17 protein-coding genes are annotated in these 21,065 nt (G+C 39.7%); 8 read left to right on the top strand and 9 right to left on the bottom strand.

The window, feature by feature from the left end; genetic code table 11:
- Positions 1–73: 73 nt before the first annotated feature.
- From F1325_RS05610 to moeA, 3 genes are all read right to left on the bottom strand, one after another.
- Positions 74–1,774, bottom strand: a complete 1,701-nt coding sequence (locus tag F1325_RS05610) for an amidohydrolase (protein ID WP_160230096.1) — start codon at positions 1,772–1,774, stop codon at positions 74–76.
- A 233-nt stretch (positions 1,775–2,007) separates the two neighbouring features.
- Positions 2,008–2,775, bottom strand: a complete 768-nt coding sequence (moeB, locus tag F1325_RS05615; RefSeq protein WP_109373460.1) for a molybdopterin-synthase adenylyltransferase MoeB — start codon at positions 2,773–2,775, stop codon at positions 2,008–2,010.
- 5 nt (positions 2,776–2,780) lie between these two features.
- Positions 2,781–4,022 (bottom strand): molybdopterin molybdotransferase MoeA, encoded by a 1,242-nt coding sequence (gene moeA, locus F1325_RS05620; protein WP_109373461.1) that lies wholly within the window; start codon positions 4,020–4,022, stop codon positions 2,781–2,783.
- 210 nt (positions 4,023–4,232) lie between these two features.
- On the opposite strand from moeA, the gene F1325_RS05625 reads away from it, so the two are divergent.
- The 3 genes from F1325_RS05625 to yeiB all read left to right on the top strand — a co-directional run bounded on the left by F1325_RS05625 (position 4,233) and on the right by yeiB (position 7,375).
- Complete coding sequence (locus F1325_RS05625) at positions 4,233–5,402, top strand: YbfB/YjiJ family MFS transporter (protein ID WP_109373462.1); 1,170 nt, start codon at positions 4,233–4,235, stop codon at positions 5,400–5,402.
- 148 nt (positions 5,403–5,550) lie between these two features.
- Positions 5,551–6,210: a GTP cyclohydrolase I FolE gene (gene folE, locus F1325_RS05630; RefSeq protein WP_023581251.1), complete on the top strand. Its 660-nt coding sequence runs from the start codon at positions 5,551–5,553 to the stop codon at positions 6,208–6,210.
- Between the two features lie 13 nt (positions 6,211–6,223).
- Entirely contained in the window at positions 6,224–7,375 is a 1,152-nt protein-coding gene (yeiB, locus tag F1325_RS05635; protein ID WP_160230097.1) for a DUF418 domain-containing protein YeiB, read from the top strand.
- Here the strand turns inward: yeiB and sanA are convergent.
- The 6 genes from sanA to metG all read right to left on the bottom strand — a co-directional run bounded on the left by sanA (position 7,372) and on the right by metG (position 14,575).
- On the bottom strand, positions 7,372–8,103 hold the full coding sequence (gene sanA / locus F1325_RS05640) for an outer membrane permeability protein SanA (protein WP_109373464.1): 732 nt from the start codon (positions 8,101–8,103) through the stop codon (positions 7,372–7,374). The genes yeiB and sanA overlap by 4 nt on opposite strands.
- Before the next feature lie 141 nt (positions 8,104–8,244).
- The gene (locus F1325_RS05645; protein WP_109373465.1) at positions 8,245–9,942 is read right to left on the bottom strand and encodes an NAD-dependent malic enzyme; all 1,698 of its coding nucleotides are present in this window, start codon (positions 9,940–9,942) and stop codon (positions 8,245–8,247) included.
- A gap of 214 nt (positions 9,943–10,156) precedes the next feature.
- Positions 10,157–11,041 carry a cytidine deaminase gene (gene cdd, locus F1325_RS05650; RefSeq protein ID WP_109373466.1) on the bottom strand — a complete coding sequence of 295 codons (885 nt, stop codon included), beginning with the start codon at positions 11,039–11,041 and terminating at the stop codon, positions 10,157–10,159.
- A 200-nt stretch (positions 11,042–11,241) separates the two neighbouring features.
- Positions 11,242–11,937 (bottom strand): CidB/LrgB family autolysis modulator, encoded by a 696-nt coding sequence (locus tag F1325_RS05655; protein ID WP_100159648.1) that lies wholly within the window; start codon positions 11,935–11,937, stop codon positions 11,242–11,244.
- On the bottom strand, positions 11,937–12,413 hold the full coding sequence (locus F1325_RS05660) for a CidA/LrgA family protein (protein ID WP_109373467.1): 477 nt from the start codon (positions 12,411–12,413) through the stop codon (positions 11,937–11,939). The genes F1325_RS05655 and F1325_RS05660 overlap by 1 nt, the downstream gene beginning before the upstream one ends.
- A 134-nt stretch (positions 12,414–12,547) precedes the next feature.
- Positions 12,548–14,575, bottom strand: coding sequence for a methionine--tRNA ligase (gene metG / locus F1325_RS05665; protein ID WP_109373468.1), 2,028 nt, complete (start codon positions 14,573–14,575; stop codon positions 12,548–12,550).
- Positions 14,576–14,779: 204 nt separating this feature from the next.
- Between metG and apbC the strand changes: the two genes are divergently transcribed.
- From apbC to dcuC, 5 genes are all read left to right on the top strand, one after another.
- Positions 14,780–15,892, top strand: a complete 1,113-nt coding sequence (gene apbC, locus F1325_RS05670; RefSeq protein WP_036912151.1) for an iron-sulfur cluster carrier protein ApbC — start codon at positions 14,780–14,782, stop codon at positions 15,890–15,892.
- A 219-nt stretch (positions 15,893–16,111) separates the two neighbouring features.
- Positions 16,112–16,753, top strand: a complete 642-nt coding sequence (udk, locus tag F1325_RS05675) for a uridine kinase (RefSeq protein WP_109373469.1) — start codon at positions 16,112–16,114, stop codon at positions 16,751–16,753.
- 67 nt (positions 16,754–16,820) lie between these two features.
- Complete coding sequence (gene dcd, locus F1325_RS05680; protein ID WP_006537532.1) at positions 16,821–17,402, top strand: dCTP deaminase; 582 nt, start codon at positions 16,821–16,823, stop codon at positions 17,400–17,402.
- Positions 17,403–17,448: 46 nt separating this feature from the next.
- Positions 17,449–19,386 carry an outer membrane assembly protein AsmA gene (gene asmA / locus F1325_RS05685; RefSeq protein WP_160230098.1) on the top strand — a complete coding sequence of 646 codons (1,938 nt, stop codon included), beginning with the start codon at positions 17,449–17,451 and terminating at the stop codon, positions 19,384–19,386.
- Positions 19,387–19,661: 275 nt separating this feature from the next.
- Positions 19,662–21,023: an anaerobic C4-dicarboxylate transporter DcuC gene (gene dcuC, locus F1325_RS05690; protein ID WP_160230099.1), complete on the top strand. Its 1,362-nt coding sequence runs from the start codon at positions 19,662–19,664 to the stop codon at positions 21,021–21,023.
- Positions 21,024–21,065: the final 42 nt, after the last annotated feature.

A 21,065-nucleotide genomic window follows, 5' to 3' on the forward strand; every position in this document is an offset into this window, starting at 1 on the left:
TTTTTTATTATGTTAAGTGCGATGATAAAAATAAACCCGCTTTTTAAGCGGGTTTATTAATTATATTATTCAGCTAAATTGTGGGTTTCCCCGCAATGATCGTACACAATACCCTGACATTTTCAACATCTTCTGCCGATATTTCAAACAGGTTTCTATCTAATACGATTAAATCGGCAAATTTTCCGACTTCTAATGATCCAATTTGTTTATCCATATCTAATGCCTGAGCGGCATTAATGGTAGCAGCACGTAGGACTTCAATTAACGTAAGGTTACGATCATTATCAAGGCGTGGGCTTGCTGCATCTTTTTGGCGAGTCATCGCAACTTTAAAATCGTACCATTCATTAAGTGGATCAATTGGCCAATCGCTACCAAAAGCAACAGTAACGCCAGCATCAATAAACTTGCCAGCAGTCTCTAAATAGTCACAGCGAGATTTACCTAGCATTTCAATATCTTTTTCGATATTACTCTGTTCTGCTGCTGCCCATTGGAAGGAGAGGAAAGGAAAGGCTTTTAGTTGTGTAAAACGGGCATAATCTTTTTCACACATCAATTCATTATGTGCAAGCCCTGGTCTTATGTCTTTTTTAGGTAAGGCTTTGCGCATTGCACTAATAGCATCAAGTGCCGTACTAATTGCACCTTCAGCAACAGTATGAATATGAGGGTGATAACCAGCACGGGCAATTTCTGTGACTAACGGTGTTAAAATTTCAGGTGAGAAATAGAGATCGCCAATATGTTCAGAGTCTTGCCAGTGTGGCGTATCATCAGTGCCAACGTTAATACGATAAGGTGAGTGCAAGCGCGCTGTCATAATCGGCGCTTGTAATACACCATCAAGGAAAAGTTTGATATGGCGGATCGCAACACTGGGTTGAGCACCTTCGCTGATTTGATGCCATTGCGAAAAACGAGCGACAGCATGGCATACAGCGCTTGGAATATCTTCAATACAAGGTACATCATCTGGCGTGATTTCAACGGCATTCTCTATGCGCAGGGTTAATTCACCTGCTTGTCTTAACGTGTTGAAGGCGCGTAATTGAGGCTCACCCACACGAGCATCCATAATCGTGGTCACGCCTTGTTTATTTAATAATTTTTGAACATGGCGAGCTATTTGTAAATTTTGAGCTTCAGTCAATGGAGGCAAGCTATCAATGGCTTGCATTGCTGGCGCATCTTCAAGAATGCCAATCGGTGTTCTATCACCATCACGTTCAATATTTCCATCAGGAGGATCGGGCGTTTCAGTGGTGATATTTAACAGCTCTAAAGCGCGAGAATTAGCAAGAACACTATGACAATCGCTAGAAAAGAGCAAAATAGGGCGAGTCGTATTTAAGGTATCAAGGTGATAGCGTGTCATTTGCACACCTTCAGGTTGCATACCTTCACGATACCATGCGGATACTTTTAACCATTCGGTATCACTATCAATAAAGTTTTCATCAAGGTATTTCTGAATACGTAATAAAATGTCATCAATAGAGAGTGATTGATAATCAAGATGGCAACCCGCTAGTGTTGCGCCTCCCCAAAATGGGTGCATATGTGCATCAATAATGCCCGGCATGACCATTCTTCCCTGTAAATCAATCTGCTCAGTATTTTCATTACAGTAAGAAAGTAACCCCTCTTTTTTACCTGAAGCAATAATCACACCTTGGCTGATCGCGATAGCATCAACAATAGTGTCATTATGATCAGCGGTATAAATAAGTCCGTTGTAATAGAGAGTGTCTGCAATTTGAAATGTCATTCTTCTACCTTGTATTGCTTTTTTAGCACGTAGAATGCGTGCTTAAATGATTATTTTGTTTATAGGGCATCCTGTTGCGTTTTGACGCGGGCGGTCATAGTAGAATTAAATCAGAGTGAATACTACAAGCTTGTTACATCGACTTAATGATGAATATGAATACAACTTAGAGATTGCGTGAAATAAGGTAAGTTTAAAGAAGATAGACTTACCTTATTCAAGCATAAACGTGGTTATTTGTCTGGCAAATTGGTGGAGCACACTTCGCAATGTGGATTTTTAGGTAATTTGAATTCACGAAATTGCATTCGCATTGCATCAAATATCAACACCTTGCCATGTAAATGTTCACCATACCCTGTAAGCAGTTTGATGGCTTCAACGGCTTGTAAAGTACCAATAGTGCCTACAACAGGCGCCATTACGCCAGCTTCAACACAACTTAAAGCATTATCACCAAAAAGATGACTTAAACAGCGATAGCAAGGCTCCTCATCTTGATAAGTGAATACGCTGATTTGACCTTCCATCCGAATAGCCGCACCAGAAACGAGCGGTTTTTTCTGACGAAAACAGAGGCGATTAAGTTGCTCACGCACTGTCACATTATCAGTGCAATCCATAACAAGGTTATGGTGGCTAATAAGCTCCGCTAAAGCTTCATCTTCAAGTAATGCATCAACGGTTTCTATTGTGACATGAGGATTAATGGCTTCTAATGTTGCTTTCGCAGATAGTACTTTTGGTTGACCAATCGTGGCGTCGCGATGAAGAATTTGTCGCTGAAGATTAGAAAGGGAAACCGTATCAAAATCTAATAAAGTGAGTTTTCCCACACCCGCGGCTGTAAGATATTGTGATGCACTACATCCTAAGCCACCTGCACCAACAATCAGTACAGAGGCACTTTTCAGCGCCTCTTGACCATCAAAATCAAAGCCTCTTAATACAATCTGGCGATTGTAGCGTAGGGTTTCTTCATCCGTTAATTCAATACTCATAAAGGCTATTCGCTTTTTAATAGAGAATTAAATAGCTCGATAGTAACCGTTTCGCCAGCTGCAACTTTACCGCGTTCACGCTCTAAAACGATAAAGCAATTAGCGGCACTAAAGGAGCTATAAACATGGGAACCTTGATGCCCAGATGTTTCCACTTGCCATACGCCCTCGGCATTAATACTGGCAATACCACGTTGGAAATCAAGACGACCCGCTGATTTTTTCAATGGAGATTGTGCAATAGCTTGGAAACGTTGCGGTGCTTTCCAATGGCTAAAACCAGATAGGCGTGCAATTAACGGTTGAACCAATTGATAGAATGTCACGGTTGCTGATACTGGATTACCCGGTAATCCGCAGAACCATGCATTGTGTAATCGACCAAAAGCAAAGGGTTTTCCTGGTTTAATGGCTAATTTCCAAAAACCAATTTCGCCAATTTCATCGAGAATTTGTTTGGTATAATCGGCTTCACCTACAGAAACACCACCACTGCTGATGACTAAATCTGCTTCTTGATCAGCCTTTTTAAAGGTTTCACGCAGTTTTTCTGGTGAATCAGGAATAACGCCTAAATCTAAAACTTCACATCCTAGTTTTTCAAGCATTAAACGTACCGCAAAGCGGTTGGTATCATAAATTTGTCCCGCTTTTAATGGCTGACCGATAGTTTGTAATTCATCACCCGTTGAGAAAACAGCAACTTTTAAACGACGATAAACGTGTACTGTTGCCACACCTAAAGAGGCGATTAAAGGTAATTGTGCTGTTGAAAGTTTAGTGCCAGCAGGTAATACAATGTCATTTTCTTTAATATCTTCACCAATACGGCGAATATTTTGACCTTTTTTAGCAGGCTGTGAAAAACGGACACCATGTTCGGTCACTTCGGCTTCTTCTTGCATAATGACAGTATCAACACCAGCAGGAACCATTGCCCCGGTCATAATGCGTACACATTGCCCAGCAGGAAGTTCTCCTTCAAAAGGAATACCCGCGAACGATTTACCCGCAACAGGAAGTGGAGTTTGAGCTTCTAAGTCAGCGTAACGAAGTCCATAACCATCCATTGCCGAATTATCAAACGGCGGCACATTCAGTGGAGAGGTAATATCTTCACTTAGAATATAATCTGCGGCGTTATTTAATGGAATGTTAAGGGTATTGGTAATTGCCAACGGTTTTTCAAGTAGTTTTTCTAGCGCTTCATCAAGAGATAATAAACCGCTAACGTGACATTGACTCATCATATACTCCAAGATCTATCGAAATGTTCTGTTTTATTTCATGATACTAATCTATCACGATGAACATCATCATGTCAGAGATCATCTTGTGAATAGAAAGAAATGAAACTTCTTATTGCGGAAATGTTAGTTAATTGGGTTTAATATGTTAACTATTCTGTTATTAATAAGCAGCACATTTAAAATGATAAAACAAAATAATGGATATCCATGAATACTTCAAATCACCAAAGTCATTCAGCACAAGCTTTTCATATCGCGTTTAGCGGGTTTCTTGCTTTAGTGGTTGCAATGGGAATAGGGCGCTTTACCTTTACACCGCAAGTGCCGTTGATGATTGCAGAATATCAATTGACGTTAACAAGTGCGGGAATTGTCGCTGCATTTAATTATCTTGGTTATCTTGCAGGCTCCTATGATGCGATGAGAGCCGTTAAAGGTGTGGGATATCGCTTGTGGGCGGGTCTTTGGGGAGCCGTGATCATCACGCTGTTGTCTGCTTTTTTAAATGATGCTTTTACACATAGTATTGCACGCTTTTTTATTGGTTGGGCAAGTGGCTGGACATTAGTGCTGGTGGCTTCATGGGCTAACGAGTTACTGGCTCGCCTAAATAAACCTATATTAAGTGTGGCTGTTTATGCAGGAACGGGGGCCGGTATATTTATCAGCGGTATTCTTGCTGTGTTAATTATGAAATGGCAAATGAGTGCGGCGGCAGGGTGGTTAATTTATGGTTCTCTTGCTTTTATTTGTGCCATATATGTGAGCTATCATCTTCCAAAGCCTTGGACAATGAGCAGAGAAGAAGTAAAAGTTACCTCTTTAACGCTTACGCCAGCGATAAAAAGGCTGATTTGGGGTTATACCTTTGCTGGGTTTGGCTATATTTTACCCGCAACTTTTCTTTCTCAAATGGCAGCAGAACGCTTTCCAGGGAGCTTAATTGCGCAATTTGTTTGGCCTGTTTTTGGTGCTTCTGCGGCATTATGTATTGGGATCGCTATTTTCACTCGTAATGTATTAAACACGCAGTTACGCTTAGCCATTACGCTTTGGTTACAAGCGTTAGGCATACTGATTGCGCTGTGGGTTCCTTCCATTACTGGGTTGGCGATAGGGGCATTTTTAATTGGTGGCGGCTTAATGTGTGCAGTACAACTGGCGTTTTTACGAGGTCGTGAATTAGCGCCTCAACATGGGCGTTATATGGCGGGTTTACTCACCACTTTTTATGCCATCGGACAGTTAGTTGGCCCTGTAATTTCTTCACTTTCAACAGCATTGACGGGAAAATTAGAACCTGCACTTTATGTCGCTTTTATTGTATTGATAATCGGTGGTTTTCTGGTGTGTTTAAAAGAAAAAAATCAGGCTTAAACTAAAAATAGCTCATACAAAAATGCAATAATTTCATAACGAAAAATGCGGTATTGCTGGATAATGTGATTGAGGTCATCTAAAGTGTAGGCTGTTGTTGCTAAGAGCGATAACGGCTACTTAATTAATGTGTTTATCGGAGAGTCCAATGTCATCATTAAGTAAAGAGGCGCAATGGGTGCACGCTGCGTTAGTTGAACGCGGTTTGGAAACGCCTCTTCGTGAACCGAAACTCTCTCCAAGTGAGAGCAAACAGCAAATTGAACATCATATGACAGAAGTGATGAAGCTGTTAAATCTAGATTTAAGCGACGATAGTTTAGCTGAAACTCCTCGTCGTATCGCTAAAATGTATGTTGATGAAATTTTCTCAGGGCTGGATTACCACAACTTCCCAAAAATCACACTAATCGAAAATAAAATGCAAGTTGATGAAATGGTGACAGTACGAGATATCACATTAACAAGTACTTGCGAACACCACTTTGTCACCATTGATGGTAAAGCCATTGTGGCTTATATCCCGAAAGATAAAGTGATTGGGTTATCTAAAATTAATCGAATTGTGCAATTCTTTGCTCAGCGTCCTCAAGTTCAAGAGCGCTTAACACAGCAAATCCTTATCGCATTACAAACGTTACTAGGCACAAAAAATGTGGCTGTTTCTATTGATGCGGTTCACTATTGTGTTAAAGCTCGTGGTATTCGTGATGCAACTAGTGCAACAACAACAACTTCATTAGGCGGGTTATTTAAATCTAGTCAAAATACGCGTCAGGAGTTTCTGCGCGCTGTTCGTCATCTTTGAGATTTAAATAAAAATGAATGAATCGTCTCATCAACGTATTGAAGCCCTCGATGCGTTGAGAGGAATGGCGATCCTTGGCATTTTATTGCTCAATATTTCAGGTTTTGCATTATTAAGAGTGGCTTCATTTAATCCATTACATTCGGGAGAAGCCTCTTTTGGTGATCGTATAACATGGATGGCATTAAATTTGTTTGCTCAAGGAAAATTCCTCTTTATTTTTGCGCTGTTATTTGGTGGTACGCTTTATCTCCTTTTGTATAAAGGAACTCGTTTTAATTTATCGCGATTAGTTGTACTGGCATTAATTGGTGTTATTCACACATTATTTATTTGGGAAGGGGATATTTTATTTCCATATAGTATGTGTGGTTTATTTGTTTTTGTGTTTATCAAATCAATCGCAACAAAGCACCAATTTATATTGGGAGCGATACTCTATTTTTGTGGTGCACTGATTTTAGGTGCGCTGTTTTACTATTATCGTGATTTTATTGATACCGTTTGGTATAGCACGCCATACTCTCAATTGTCTGAATCAGATTGGAAAACAGGGCCTTATTTAAATAGTGTTTATTATCGTTTGAATGAACTAAGTCTTTTTGTCTTTAATCTAGTACGTCAATATAGTTGGTTTTTGTTTGGTGCGATGTTGATGGGTTCTGCATTAATGGCATCAGGGTGGTTGCAGCAGAAATTTAGTCGCGCTCATTATGGTCATGTGGCACTTTATTTCCTCACAATTAGTTTAAGCTTACAAACGGTTATTGTGCTGGTGGATTATTACCTTGATTGGGATTACCGCTGGGCGGCTATTTTTGCACAACCTTTAACTATGTTGATCCAAGTGATGCAAAGTTTGGGGTATATTGCGCTGTTTTATTGGAGCTGGAATATTATTCAGCACTCTTATTTTGCCTATGCTTTACGTTGTGTTGGCAAAATGGCGTTAACAACCTATTTAATGCAAAGTGTTATCGGTATTTATTTATTTCAGCGTATGGGGCTATTTAATCAATTTACTCTACCTGAACTGATGCCTTTTGTTGCCGTCATTTGGGCAATCAATATTACTTTTGCTGTGATTTGGTTACGTTATTTTCCACAAGGGCCAATAGAGTGGATTTGGCGTAAATCAGCCTCGAAATTAGCACAATTCTTTTAGCTTTTTTCATGATTATTTTCATTTAGAGGAAGTGATTCGACTTCCTCTGGTGAAACTGCAGGATAACCTTTAATGCCTTCAGGAATAGATTGTATTGCGGGGATCGTTTCTGGCGGCCCTAAAAAGCGCGGTTCGCGGTTTAGAATATAAACATCAATCATTGCACCTGCTCTGGCAAATACTTCACGTACACGTACTTTAAACATGCTTTTAGGCGATGCAACCGCAAAGCACTGCGCATCAATTCCTTTTTCTAATGCGATAAAAACAGCTCGCTCACAGTGAAAACGCTGAGTAATAATGGTAAATCCATCTGTACCAAATACCTCTTTTGTTCGTACTACTGAATCAAGTGTTCTGAAGCCTGCAAAATCCATCACAATACGAGAGGCAGGAATGCCCGCTTTAATGAGATCCTTACGCATCGTATTTGGCTCATTATAACTATGTTTTGCATTATCGCCGCTGAGCAATAAATACTGAATTTTGCCACTATTATAAGCATTTACAGCGCCTTGGATGCGATATTGATAAAACTGATTTATATAACCGCTGGTATAGTACTTTGATGTGCCTAACACCATGCCCACTTTTTTAGCAGGTAATGTATCCACGTCTTCAAATATATAGGGATTGGTTTTCCACCCGATCCAGCGATCGCAGGCAATCAAGGTGACTGCAAGTAGAATAAAAAGTGTAAGAAAAAGATAAATGAGGCGTTTTAGCATGTCCTTGCCTTAATGACGCAAACAACGAATGACTTTCATAATAGTTAAGGCTACTTGAGCGGCGATAGGGAAGCAAGAAAAAAGCGCCTCATATTAAGTAATGACGCGCTTTTCGGAATGGTACTTAGTGTTTCAAACTACTTAGAACGAGGTTCTTTTGTAAATACGGTACTCTGGTGACCAATAGTTACGTTCAATTGCTTCTTCTAATGCTGAATCAGAAGTCACAGTAGCAACACCTTGTACTTGTGCTTCTTTTGCAACTTGTTTTGCGATATAGCGAGAAACCTGTTGAATATCAGACAGTAAAGGTAATAGAGAGCCATCACCCTCTTTTGCCATTGGTGAGCAATCTGCTAATGCGCGACTTGCCACCATCAGCATGGCATCAGTAACACGTTTGGCACCACATGCGATAACACCTAATCCAATACCTGGGAAGATATAAGAGTTGTTGCACTGTGCAATTGGATATTCTTTATCTTTGTATTTAACTGGTGCAAATGGGCTGCCTGTTGCCACTAATGCTTGTCCATCAGTCCAGTTGATAATATCTTCAGGACGCGCCTCTACACGAGACGTTGGGTTAGATAATGGCATTACGATAGGGCGTTCACAGTGTTTGTGCATTTCACGAATAATTTCTTCAGTGAATAAGCCAGCTTGTCCTGAAACACCAATCAAAATAGTTGGTTTTGCATTCTTAACCACTTCTAACAGTGAAATCGCATCGCTTTCGGTTTGCCAATCAGCAATAGTTTCGCTTTTTTGGATAAGTTTGCTTTGGAAATCAAGTAAATTTGGCAGTTTGTCCGTTAATAAGCCGAAACGGTCAACCATAAAGATACGTTCACGCGCTTGCTCATCACTTAAACCTTCAGATTTCATTTGGGCGATGATTTGCTCGGCAATACCACAACCCGCAGAACCTGCGCCTAAGAAAGTGACAGTTTGGTCTTTTAATTGGCGACCCGCAGCACGACTTGCTGCAATTAGACTACCTAAAGTGACCGACGCTGTGCCTTGAATATCATCATTAAAGCAACATAATTCATCACGATAACGATTTAATAAAGGCATCGCATTTTTTTGTGCGAAATCTTCAAATTGTAGTAAAACATTTGGCCAGCGACGTTTAACAGCTTGGATAAACTCATCGACAAACTCGTTATATTCATCACCTGTAATACGAGGATGACGCCATCCCATATACAGTGGATCGTTTAAGCGTTGTGGATTATTCGTTCCCACATCCAGCACAACAGGCAGGGTGTAAGCTGGGCTAATACCACCACACGCGGTATATAAAGAGAGTTTACCGATAGGAATACCCATACCACCGATACCTTGGTCACCTAAACCAAGAATACGTTCGCCATCAGTCACAACAATCACTTTTACGTTTTGTTTAGTGGCATTTTGTAGCATATCGTCGATATTGGCGCGGTTAGGGTAAGAGATAAATAAACCGCGAGCGCGACGATAAATATCGGAGAAATGTTCACAGGCTTCACCCACTGTTGGTGTGTAAATGATTGGCATCATTTCAGTGAGGTGAGATTCTAATAAACGGTAAAATAGAGTTTCGTTAGTGTCTTGAATATTTCTTAGGTAAATATGTTTATCGTTATCGTTTTTGAAATCAAGATATTGGCGATAAGCGCGTTCAACCTGCTCTTCAATGGTTTCTACTGCTTCAGGCAGTAAACCATGTAAGTTAAAGGTACTGCGTTCTTCATCGCTAAAAGCACTACCTTTATTTAACAGGGGAAATTCAAGCAGGATTGGGCCTGCATACGGGATGTAGAGAGGGCGTTTACTTTCGTGTTCCAGTTCCATGAAAAATACTCTTGTAAGGCAGTTAGTCACATGACAATTGTAGATCCTACAAAATAATAAAAATATGTACAGCTTATGTTATTTTTTTATGATTTTTATGCTTGGAAATGAGAGATAGATACGGTTGTTACAACTTTTTCTGGTAAGCATCAGCAAAATTTACATGCTGATGCTTTTTTTAGGAGAGATTTTTAGAGGAATAAGTTAAAACTTTTTACAAAGTGATGCGTTGCATTTGGCGGCAACCTAAAGCAGTTAATGTTGCTTGTGTTGCATCCCATTGCGTTAAAATTGTCTCTGCTTTTTCAATTAAGACTGCAGATCCAATATCCATCACACACTCACCTGCCATATTTAATAAAATTAATGCCGCTTGTAATGGCGGTAAACTTGGGTTAAATGCGGCATTTTCAGCGTAGCTACCTTGGAAAATTTTGCCATTTTTCATTTGAACAGCAATACCACTGTGCGATCCACTATAAGGAGCATGGCTACGATTGGCAGCTTGTAGTGCCTGTTGTGCTAATTCACTAGGGTTATCAATTTTGTAACCGTGATTAACTTTATCCATTAATAAAGAGGTGATATTGAGATCTTTCGGGCCAAAGCTATCAGGTAAATAATCGCCTAATGTTGCCATTTTTCTACCCGGCAACTGAATTTGAATATGGGTGCCACTGTTCAATTCGTTCATAAACTGGCGACAATGACCACAAGGTGTATAGTTAACGGTGACTGAGATTAAGCGAGATTCACCACGTAACCATGCATGAGTCACGGCGCTTTGTTCAGCATGAACCGTTTGTTGTAGCGGTGCGCCAGCAAATTCCATATTGGCACCGAAATAGATATTACCACTTTCGCCACGAGCAATCGCACCCACTTTGAAATTAGAGATTGGCGCGACAGCACAAGCTGCGGCAACTGGTAAAAGTGCTAGGGCTAAGGCATCATCATTACATTGTAACTGTGTTTTTATGGCATTGACCTGTTCTGCCGTAAACATTGCAGGGAATTCATCCTGCTCAAGATAAGGAGCAAGTGCTTGTTGTAACTGAGGGGATAAATCTGACCAAATTGCCTGAAAACGAGTATGCATACATGAGTCTCCCATTAATCTTTCTGTATTATAAGATTCTAGGCATCTTTACCCATTCTTATATGTGATGAAAATCATATTTTCAATGAAACAATTGCAACAAATTCATTAATTGAGAGATGTATCTCAAATTTATAGTAAAAATCCCCGAAATAACTTTAATTAAATCGAGGATTTAAGAATGGAGAATAAGAAAGGTATCAACTATAAAGATGCAAAATAATAGGGAAGATAAATGGCGCTGTAAGGGAAGTAATAATCCCACAGGTCATTAATGCCAGTGAGCTATAAGCACCTTCAATATAATCGACTTCAGCCGCTCTTGCTGTTCCCACTGCGTGAGAAACGGTTCCCATTGCTAAACCACGAGATGCGTGAGTAGGAATACGCAGTATTTTAAAGAGTGTGTGACCAAAAATGGCACCTAAAATACCTACTGCAATAACACATGCAGCACTGATTGCAGGAATACCACCGATGGAATCTGCGACAGCCATTGCGATAGGTGTTGTCACTGATTTAGGTAAAATTGATGCAGCAATTTCGGGTGTTGCTCCTGCCCATAAGGCAATCGCAGTACCACTGACCATTGCGGCAATACTACCGATAAAGCAAATACTGATCAGCGATTTCCACTGTGCGCGAATTTGGTGTAATTGCTGATAAAGTGGAATGGCTAAGGCAACCACAGCCGGTTGCAATAAGTCATTTAAAATACGACTACCGGCAAAATAATGCTCATAAGGTGTATGAGTGATTAATAAAATAGGAATAATAACCGCAATACCTATAAGCAAGGGGTTCAATATAGGCAATTTATAACGAGCAGCAAGTTTACGTGATAAATAAAAGACAATTATGGTTAAAGGAAGTGACCACCAAATATTCATTAACATTAACATTTTTTCTTCTCACTTAACGCTGTATCGTCGTCTTTCTGTTGCGTTTTTTCTACAACGTCCTCAACTATGTCAGGTTTTGCACCCACGATAATGCGCTCACGGTGAACATAGTGTGAGCAATAAGCGACTAATGCCATAACACCAAAGGTACTTACCACACTTGCTAAAACAATAGGGAAAAGTTGCTGACTTAATAAGTCATAATAATTCATTACTGCCACTCCGATAGGAATAAAGAGTAATGTCATATTTTTTAAGAGGATATTGGCACCCGGTTTAACCCAGCGCAAAGGGATAAGCTGGAAAGCAAGTAAACCGAAGAGAATAAGTAAGCCAACAATGCTGCCTGGAACCGCGAAGGGTAGAAGGGCTGAAATAAGATTACCCGCAAAGAGACAAAGATAAAGTACCAAAAAAGATCGTAGATAATGCCAAAGTGTAATCTGCAATCGTGCCCGTTTAGATTTCATAAGTAAGTGTCCCAAATCAACTAACAGATTTATCATACACCGATTTTGAAAGTGTGCTACGGATCACAATAAAAAAAGAGCGGGGCTCTTATAGAACCCCGCCATTTATTGATTTGGCAAATGAATCTTGGTTGTTATTTCACTTGCTGACCCGGTTTTGCACCAGAATCTGGGCTAAGTAAGAAGATATCTTTATCGCCAGGTCCTGCCGCCATTACCATGCCTTCTGAAATACCAAAACGCATTTTACGAGGTGCTAAGTTTGCCACCATTACCGTTAAACGACCTTCCAACACTTTCGGATCTGGGTATGCTGTACGAATGCCAGAAAAGACTTGGCGAGTCTCACCACCTAAGTCCAAAATTAGCTTCAGTAACTTATCTGATCCTTCAACAAAATCAGCTTGTTTAATTTCAGCGATACGCATATCGATTTTCGCAAAATCATCAAACTTAATCGTTTCTTGAATTGGTGAATCTGCTAATGGTCCTGTGACTTCTTTTACAGGTGCAATGGTGCTTTTAGATGCTTCAACCATTGCATTGGCTTTATCCATTTCAATACGGTTAAACAGTGCTTTGAATTTGGTGATTTCTGTACCTAAAAGTGGTTGTGCAAGCGCATCCCATGTTAATTCGGTTTGCAAAAAGGCTTCTGAACGTTCTGTTAATGAAGGTAAAACAGGTTTCAGATATGTCATCAGTACGCGGAATAAGTTAATACCCATTGTACAGATAGCTTGTAGCTGTGCATCTTGACCTTCTTGTTTTGCTACAACCCACGGCGCTTTTTCATCAATATAGCGGTTGGCTTCATCCGCTAATGCCATGATTTCACGAACTGCTTTACCAAATTCACGATTTTCAAATGACTGTGCGATAGTTTCTTTCATATCAACAAAGTGTTGATAAAGCTTAGCATCATCTAAAGAATCTGCTAATTTGCCATCAAAACGCTTGCTGATAAAACCTGCTGTACGTGATGCAAGGTTAACGACTTTATTAACAATATCGCTGTTAACACGTTGAACAAAGTCTTCTAAGTTTAGGTCAATATCATCAATGCGTGAGGAAAGTTTTGCTGCATAGTAATAGCGTAGGCAATCTGCATCAAAATGATCAAGATAAGCACGCGCTGTAATAAAGGTGCCACGAGATTTTGACATCTTCGCGCCATTTACAGTGACATAACCGTGAACAAACAGGTTGGTTGGCTTGCGGTATTCGCTGCCTTCTAACATGGCTGGCCAGAATAAGCTGTGGAAATAGACGATATCTTTACCAATAAAGTGATAAAGGTCTGCTTTGCTGTCTTTATTCCAAAACTCATCAAAACTTAAATCACCACGTTTTTCACATAAGTTTAAGAAAGAACTCATGTAGCCGATTGGTGCATCTAGCCATACATAGAAATATTTACCCGGTGCATCTGGGATTTCAAATCCAAAATAAGGTGCGTCACGAGTGATATCCCACTGTTGTAAACCGCTGTCGAACCACTCTTGCATTTTATTTGCAACTTGCTCTTGCAGAGCGCCAGAGCGTATCCACTCTTGTAACATATTGCTAAATGCAGGTAAGTCGAAGAAATAGTGCTCAGTTTCACGCATAACAGGCGTTGAACCTGATACAACAGAGCGTGGGTTGATTAATTCGGTTGGGCTGTAAGTAGAGCCACAAACTTCACAGTTATCACCATATTGGTCTGGCGCTTTACATTTAGGGCAAGTGCCTTTTACAAAGCGGTCAGGCAAAAACATGCCTTTTTCTTCATCATAAAGCTGAGAAATAGTTTTGCTTTTGATGTGACCATTTTTTTTCAGTGCAAGATAAATTTTAGTCGATAATTGGCGACTCTCTTCACTGTGTGTAGAGTGATAATTGTCGTAACTGATATTAAAGCCAGCAAAATCCTGCTGATGCTCTTTGCTCATTTCTTCAATCATGGCTTCTGGTGTAATACCCAGTTGTTGAGCTTTCAGCATAATTGGCGTGCCGTGGGCGTCATCAGCGCAGATGAAATGAACTTCTTTGCCGCGCATTCGTTGATAACGGACCCAGATATCAGCCTGAATGTGCTCAAGGATATGACCGAGATGAATTGAACCGTTAGCATAAGGTAACGCGCAGGTTACCAATAATTTATTCGCGACGTGAGACATAGTAAGGATCTTACTTCCATAAAATTAATAAAAGGGACTTTGATGTTAACCGATCCGTCATGATGTCGCTAGGGCAATAATCGAGTTTTTGCAAGAGAAATTTCAGTTGGCAAATTGAGGTAAGGCATTAACGTAGTCATCTACTATCTGATATGATAGATGCACTCATATATTTAATAAATAATGAAAACGAGAGGAGCCGGGATGAGTGATAAATCCCCCGAGCAGACCACCCCTGAGATTCTGAACGAAAAAGTTTCAGGTGTCTTGTCTACTTTTGAACACCCGACATTGAAGCGTAATCTGCTTTCTCTAAAAGCATTACATCAATGTGCGATGATTGACGATGTTCTTCATATCGAGTTAGTGATGCCATTTGTTTGGAAAAAACCTTTCCAAGTCCTAATCGAAGAAAAAACAGCTGAACTTCGCAACATCACTGGTGCAAAAGCCATTGAATGGAAACTCAAGCACAATATTTCAACCTTACGCCGTGCAAATGATCTACCAGGCGTTAATGGTGTGCGTAATATTCTTGCTGTGAGCTCTGGTAAAGGTGGCGTTGGTAAATCAAGTACAGCAGTTAACCTTGCATTAGCTCTTGCACAAGAAGGCGCTAAAGTAGGTATTCTTGATGCTGATATTTATGGGCCATCTATTCCGAATATGTTGGGTACCACAATGGAGCGTCCAACGTCTCCTGATGGACAACATATGGCACCGATTATGGCTTATGGTTTAGCATCTAACTCTATCGGTTATTTAGTTACAGATGATAATGCAATGGTATGGCGTGGTCCTATGGCGAGCAAAGCATTAATGCAAATGCTCCAAGATACGCTGTGGCCTGATTTGGATTATCTCGTTATCGATATGCCGCCGGGAACAGGTGATATCCAATTAACCTTATCTCAAAATATCCCTGTAACCGCTGCGGTTGTGGTAACAACACCACAAGATATCGCGCTGGTGGATGCAATGAAAGGGATCGTCATGTTTAAGAAAGTCAATGTACCTGTATTAGGTATTATTGAAAACATGAGCGCACATATTTGTAGTAACTGTGGTCACCTTGAACCTATCTTTGGTACTGGTGGTGCGGCGAAATTGGCAGAGAAATATCATTGCCAATTATTAGGTCAAGTTCCTCTTCATATCTCTTTACGTGAAGACTTAGACCGTGGGCAACCAACAGTGATGCGTGATCCTGAAGGCGAGTTTGCTGATATTTATCGCGAAATCGCGTCAACAGTGTCTGCTCAAATGTATTGGGATGGCGATGCAATCCCAACGGAAATTTCTTTCCGCGCAGTGTAATGACAGTAAAATAATACGTTGAGTTATTTGCTGATTTAAATGGAGAGCCATTGGCTTTCCATTTTTTATATGCGATTTCCGACTGTTTTTGATAAAAAACGAATAGATTTCTGGTTTTACGCTGGAACCAGAGTGATTTCAAAACTATAATCTGCGCTAGCGTAATATTTACATATTATTACGTTATCCCTCTTTTTATTTCAAACCAGGTTTTTGATTATGGCTGACACAGCACATCAGTGCACAATTGTAGGTATCGCTGGAGCTTCTGCTTCGGGTAAAAGTCTTATTGCAAGTACACTTTACCGCGAATTAAGAGCGCAAGTAGGTGATCATAATATCGGGGTGATACCAGAAGATTGTTATTATCGTGACCAAAGTGATTTAACGATGGAAGAACGATATAAGGTCAATTATGACCACCCAAATTCGATGGATCACGCACTTTTATATCAGCATTTGTGTGAACTAAAAGCAGGAAAAACCATCGAACTCCCTCAATACGACTACGTTGCTCACACTCGCAAAACAGAATCCATTCCTTTTCAACCTAAAAAAGTTATTATCATTGAAGGCATCTTGTTATTAACAGATAAACGCCTGCGTGAAGAGATGGATTTCTCTATCTTTGTTGATACGCCATTAGATATTTGCTTAATGCGTAGAATTAAACGTGATGTGAATGAACGTGGACGTAGCTTAGACTCAGTCATTGAACAATATAATAAAACCGTTCGTCCTATGTTCTTCCAGTTTATTGAACCTTCTAAACAATATGCCGATATTATTGTACCTAGAGGGGGTAAAAACCGCGTTGCGATTGATATTCTGAAAGCAAAAATTGGGCAGTTCTGCGAATAATAGGTTCATTTGTGGGCAGCTTTCATGCATGATGAAACTGCCTGTTTAACTTGAAGAAGGAAATAAAATGCGATTATGCGACCGTGATATTATTCAGTGGCTGGATGAAGGTAAATTAGTCATTGAACCCCGCCCGCCCGTCGAGCGAATTAACGGCGCAACAGCAGATGTTTGCTTAGGAAATCAATTTCGTGTTTTCCAAGGTCATACTGCTGCTTATATTGATTTGAGTGGCCCTAAGGCTGAAGTGAACGCTGCGCTAGAACGTGTAATGAGTGATGAAATTGTGTTACCTGAAGGTGAAGCATTTTTCTTACATCCGGGTGAATTAGCGTTAGCGGTGACACTTGAGTCAGTCACTTTGCCTGATAATGTTGTTGGATGGTTAGATGGACGCTCATCATTAGCCCGTTTAGGTTTAATGGTACATGTTACCGCTCATCGTATTGATCCCGGCTGGCATGGACAAATCGTATTAGAATTTTTTAATTCAGGTAAACTTCCTCTCGCATTAAGACCAGGTATGGTTATTGGTGCATTAAGCTTTGAACCTATGTCTGGTTCTGCTGATAGACCTTATAATCGTCGTCAAGATGCAAAATATAAAAATCAACAAGGTGCTGTTGGTAGTCGGATTAGTGAAGATTAACTATCTTTATAATCATCATTATCATGTTCACTAAGCGGGTAATTATATGAAAAGGTTTTTGACAACACTGGCTATCTTGCTTGTGGTTATTTTTGCAGGCTTAACAGCGTTAGTTTTACTCATTAACCCGAATGATTTCCGTGGATACCTTGTTGAAAGGGTCGAAAAACAAAGCGGTTATAAACTCACATTACAAGATGATATGCGTTGGCATGTGTGGCCAAAGTTAAGCATTATCAGTGGTAAAATGTCATTGACAGCACCTGGTGCTGAAATGCCTTTTATTACTGCCGATAATATGCGTCTTGATGTTGAGTTATTACCGCTACTTTCCCATCAACTTGAAGTAAAAGAAGTCATGCTTAAAGGTGCCGTAGTTCGCCAAACACCTGAAAGTAAAGCCATTCCTAAAATATCACCACCTTCTACTCCTCGAGATATTTCTCACCCAGTTGTCGAACCTAGAGCCAATAATTGGCAGTTGAATATCGCCAAAGTAAAAATTTCAGACAGCTTAATTATTTGGCAAATGAAAGACGGTGAGCAACTTAATTTACGTGATATTGATTTATCGTTGAAAACAGACGAGAAAAAACAAGTTAGTCTTGAGATGAGCACGAAAGTGAATCGTGACCGTCGTGAGATCACGCTAAATGTTGCTGCTGATGTGGATATGAACAGCTATCCTTACCAAGTTACGGGTAAGATCACACAGTTAGATTACGCTTTATCAGGAGTTGAGATCCCTGAAAATGGAATTGCAGGAAGTTTAACTTCAGATTTTACGATCCAAAATGAGGGCGTAAGAAAAATTTCACTTGAGAACTTAAATCTCACAGCTAATGATAGTCAATTGCAAGGTAATATCAGTGCAGAATTTGCAGATGCTACTCGCTATCAAGTTGATTTAAAAAGTGAAATGCTAAATTTAAATACTTTATTGCCAGAATTAGCAACGGCTAAAGTATCAGAAAATGCGTTATTAGTGCCAACGACTGATAATCATATACCTCCTTCATTTTCATTATTTAGTACAGCCCATGCGGCACCAGCACCGAATGCCACCATTATGGCAAAACCGGTTATTACTTCAGTTACCATTGAAAATAAAGAATATGATCTAACGAGTTGGGGTGATATTGAGTTTACACTGAAATTATCCCTGAATAAGCTTCTCTATAAAGATTTAGAGATTAACAATTTTAAAATTGATGCATTAAATAACCCTAATTCACTGAATATTCAAACCTTAACAGGAAAAATCCTTCAAGGTGATTTTTCACTGCCAACGGTTATTTCAACAAGCATTGTGCCAGCGCATATCAGCATGGATATCACAATGAACAATATTCCATTAGAGCCACTATTGCGTGCCTTTAATCAACCTGAAAATTTCAGTGGATTAATTTCAGCAAAAGGGAATTTAGAAGGAACGGGATATAACCGAAAAGCTTTTTATCGTTATTGGCAAGGTACACTTAATACCTCTGTTACCCAATTTAAAATGCAGGGATTAAATGTACCACAGGTTATTCAGCAATCAGTCGCTCAAGCGACGGATAAAGTGATTTACCCTGAAGATATCGAAAGTTATACCCAAGCAGATAATGTGATTGCCCAATTTAAGTTAGCACCCAAAGGAAAAGTAACCGTTAATTCACTTGATGCTCAAGCAGAGGCTTATCAAATTAAAGGGCAGGGCAAAGTGGATCTTCAACGCCATAATCTTGATGTGATGTTATTTGTTAATATCAAAAAAGGTTGGGGTAAAGAAAACGAATTTATCCGTCAATTGGCTAAAATTGAAATTCCATTAAGACTCTATGGTGATTGGGATGCGATTCAATATGAACTTAATATTGAAAAATTATTGCGCGATCAATTACAGCAAAAAGCCAAGCAAGCTATCGATAATTGGCTAAATAAACAAGATGCTGAAAGCCCTGAAGTAAAAGCACTTAATCAACTATTGAAGAAAATCTAGTTTCACGATTTTTAACTTCATCACATTCTTAATAAAAGCACACTATTTTGATAATCGTGTGCTTTTTGCCTTATATCTATCATTTAATTTATGTTTTGAATGAAAAATAAGCATTCGTGCTATATACATGCAAAAAAATAGTCGTTTTTTTTGATATATGTCATACACTGCAACGTTGCCTTTGGGCAGAGTGTGTCAATCGCACTAAACGCAAAAATGATGATAAAAATAAAAAACTTCATTTTATAAATGACTATTTTAGACAGGATAAATAAATGATCGAAATTCTTATCGGCGCCTTCGTTGCCGTAGGTGTTGGACGTTATATCGTAAAAGGCTATTCACCAACAGGTGTCTTAATGACGGGTGGTCTGTTATTACTGATCATCAGCGTAATTATGGGAAGGGCTGTTTTACCTGCGAGTGCGACTGCAACAGGCTATGGCTTAATTGATATTGTCGAGTATGTGAAAAATCTACTAATGAGCCGTGGTGGCGATTTAGGTATGATGATCATGATACTTTGTGGTTTCGCTGCTTATATGACGCACATTGGCGCTAATGATGTTGTTGTAAAATTAGCATCACGCCCACTAAAAATGATTAACTCACCTTATTTGCTGATGGTTGCGGCTTACATTGTTGCATGTTTGATGTCACTGGCTGTTTCATCAGCAACAGGTTTAGGTGTGTTATTAATGGCAACGCTGTTCCCTGTTATGGTGAATATGGGAATTAGCCGCGGAGCTGCTGCTGCAATCTGTGCGTCTCCAGCTTCTATTATCTTAGCGCCAACATCAGGTGATGTTATTTTAGCTGCTGAAGCATCTCAAATGCCGCTGATTGATTTCGCATTTAAAACCACATTGCCTATCTCTATTGCTGCAATTATGGGTATGTGTATCGCTCACTTCTTCTGGCAGCGTTATCTTGACCGTAAAGAGCATATCGAAACAGAAATGTTAGACGTGAATGAGATCAAAACTCACGCACCAAGTTTCTATGCAATTTTGCCTTTCACGCCAATTATCGGTGTTCTCGTTTTTGATGGTAAATGGTTACCAGAACTTCATATCGTTGCCATTATTATTATCTGTATGATTTTAGCGGCTGTTATCGAATTTATTCGTAGTTTCAGCGCAAAACAAGTTTTTGAAGGCTTAGAAGTGGCTTACCGTGGTATGGCAGATGCATTTGCACAAGTTGTGATGTTATTAGTCGCTGCTGGGGTATTCGCTCAAGGTTTAACAACCGTTGGCTTTATCAATGCGTTAATTGAAGGTGCTCAGTCATTAGGCTCAGGTGCCATTGTGATGATGATTGCACTGGTATTAATTACCATGTTAGCGGCAATGACCACAGGCTCTGGTAATGCGCCATTCTATGCATTCGTTGAGTTAATTCCTCGTTTAGCAAGCAATATGGGTGTTAACCCAGCTTATTTAACCATCCCAATGTTACAAGCTTCAAACCTAGGTCGTACATTATCACCAGTTTCTGGTGTTGTCGTTGCCGTATCGGGTATGGCAAAAATTTCACCTTTTGAAGTGATGAAGCGTGTTTCTGTACCCGTATTAGTAGGGCTGGTTATTGTTATTGTTGCAACTGAAATTCTTGTACCAAGTACATTAGGTTAATTATTAACTCATTGAATTAATATTAAATTATTATTTTAAATT

This window comes from Proteus columbae (assembly GCF_009914335.1).
GTDB lineage: Bacteria > Pseudomonadota > Gammaproteobacteria > Enterobacterales > Enterobacteriaceae > Proteus.

What these genes read in the sequence shown, in the direction of transcription:
- F1325_RS05610 (WP_160230096.1), bottom strand. Translation starts at nt 1,774, where the DNA reads ATGACATTTCAAATTGCAGACACTCTCTATTACAACGGACTTATTTAT.
- moeB (WP_109373460.1), bottom strand. Translation starts at nt 2,775, where the DNA reads ATGAGTATTGAATTAACGGATGAAGAAACCCTACGCTACAATCGCCAG.
- moeA (WP_109373461.1), bottom strand. Translation starts at nt 4,022, where the DNA reads ATGAGTCAATGTCACGTTAGCGGTTTATTATCTCTTGATGAAGCGCTA.
- F1325_RS05625 (WP_109373462.1), top strand. Translation starts at nt 4,233, where the DNA reads ATGAATACTTCAAATCACCAAAGTCATTCAGCACAAGCTTTTCATATC.
- folE (WP_023581251.1), top strand. Translation starts at nt 5,551, where the DNA reads ATGTCATCATTAAGTAAAGAGGCGCAATGGGTGCACGCTGCGTTAGTT.
- yeiB (WP_160230097.1), top strand. Translation starts at nt 6,224, where the DNA reads ATGAATGAATCGTCTCATCAACGTATTGAAGCCCTCGATGCGTTGAGA.
- sanA (WP_109373464.1), bottom strand. Translation starts at nt 8,103, where the DNA reads ATGCTAAAACGCCTCATTTATCTTTTTCTTACACTTTTTATTCTACTT.
- F1325_RS05645 (WP_109373465.1), bottom strand. Translation starts at nt 9,942, where the DNA reads ATGGAACTGGAACACGAAAGTAAACGCCCTCTCTACATCCCGTATGCA.
- cdd (WP_109373466.1), bottom strand. Translation starts at nt 11,041, where the DNA reads ATGCATACTCGTTTTCAGGCAATTTGGTCAGATTTATCCCCTCAGTTA.
- F1325_RS05655 (WP_100159648.1), bottom strand. Translation starts at nt 11,937, where the DNA reads ATGTTAATGAATATTTGGTGGTCACTTCCTTTAACCATAATTGTCTTT.
- F1325_RS05660 (WP_109373467.1), bottom strand. Translation starts at nt 12,413, where the DNA reads ATGAAATCTAAACGGGCACGATTGCAGATTACACTTTGGCATTATCTA.
- metG (WP_109373468.1), bottom strand. Translation starts at nt 14,575, where the DNA reads ATGTCTCACGTCGCGAATAAATTATTGGTAACCTGCGCGTTACCTTAT.
- apbC (WP_036912151.1), top strand. Translation starts at nt 14,780, where the DNA reads ATGAGTGATAAATCCCCCGAGCAGACCACCCCTGAGATTCTGAACGAA.
- udk (WP_109373469.1), top strand. Translation starts at nt 16,112, where the DNA reads ATGGCTGACACAGCACATCAGTGCACAATTGTAGGTATCGCTGGAGCT.
- dcd (WP_006537532.1), top strand. Translation starts at nt 16,821, where the DNA reads ATGCGATTATGCGACCGTGATATTATTCAGTGGCTGGATGAAGGTAAA.
- asmA (WP_160230098.1), top strand. Translation starts at nt 17,449, where the DNA reads ATGAAAAGGTTTTTGACAACACTGGCTATCTTGCTTGTGGTTATTTTT.
- dcuC (WP_160230099.1), top strand. Translation starts at nt 19,662, where the DNA reads ATGATCGAAATTCTTATCGGCGCCTTCGTTGCCGTAGGTGTTGGACGT.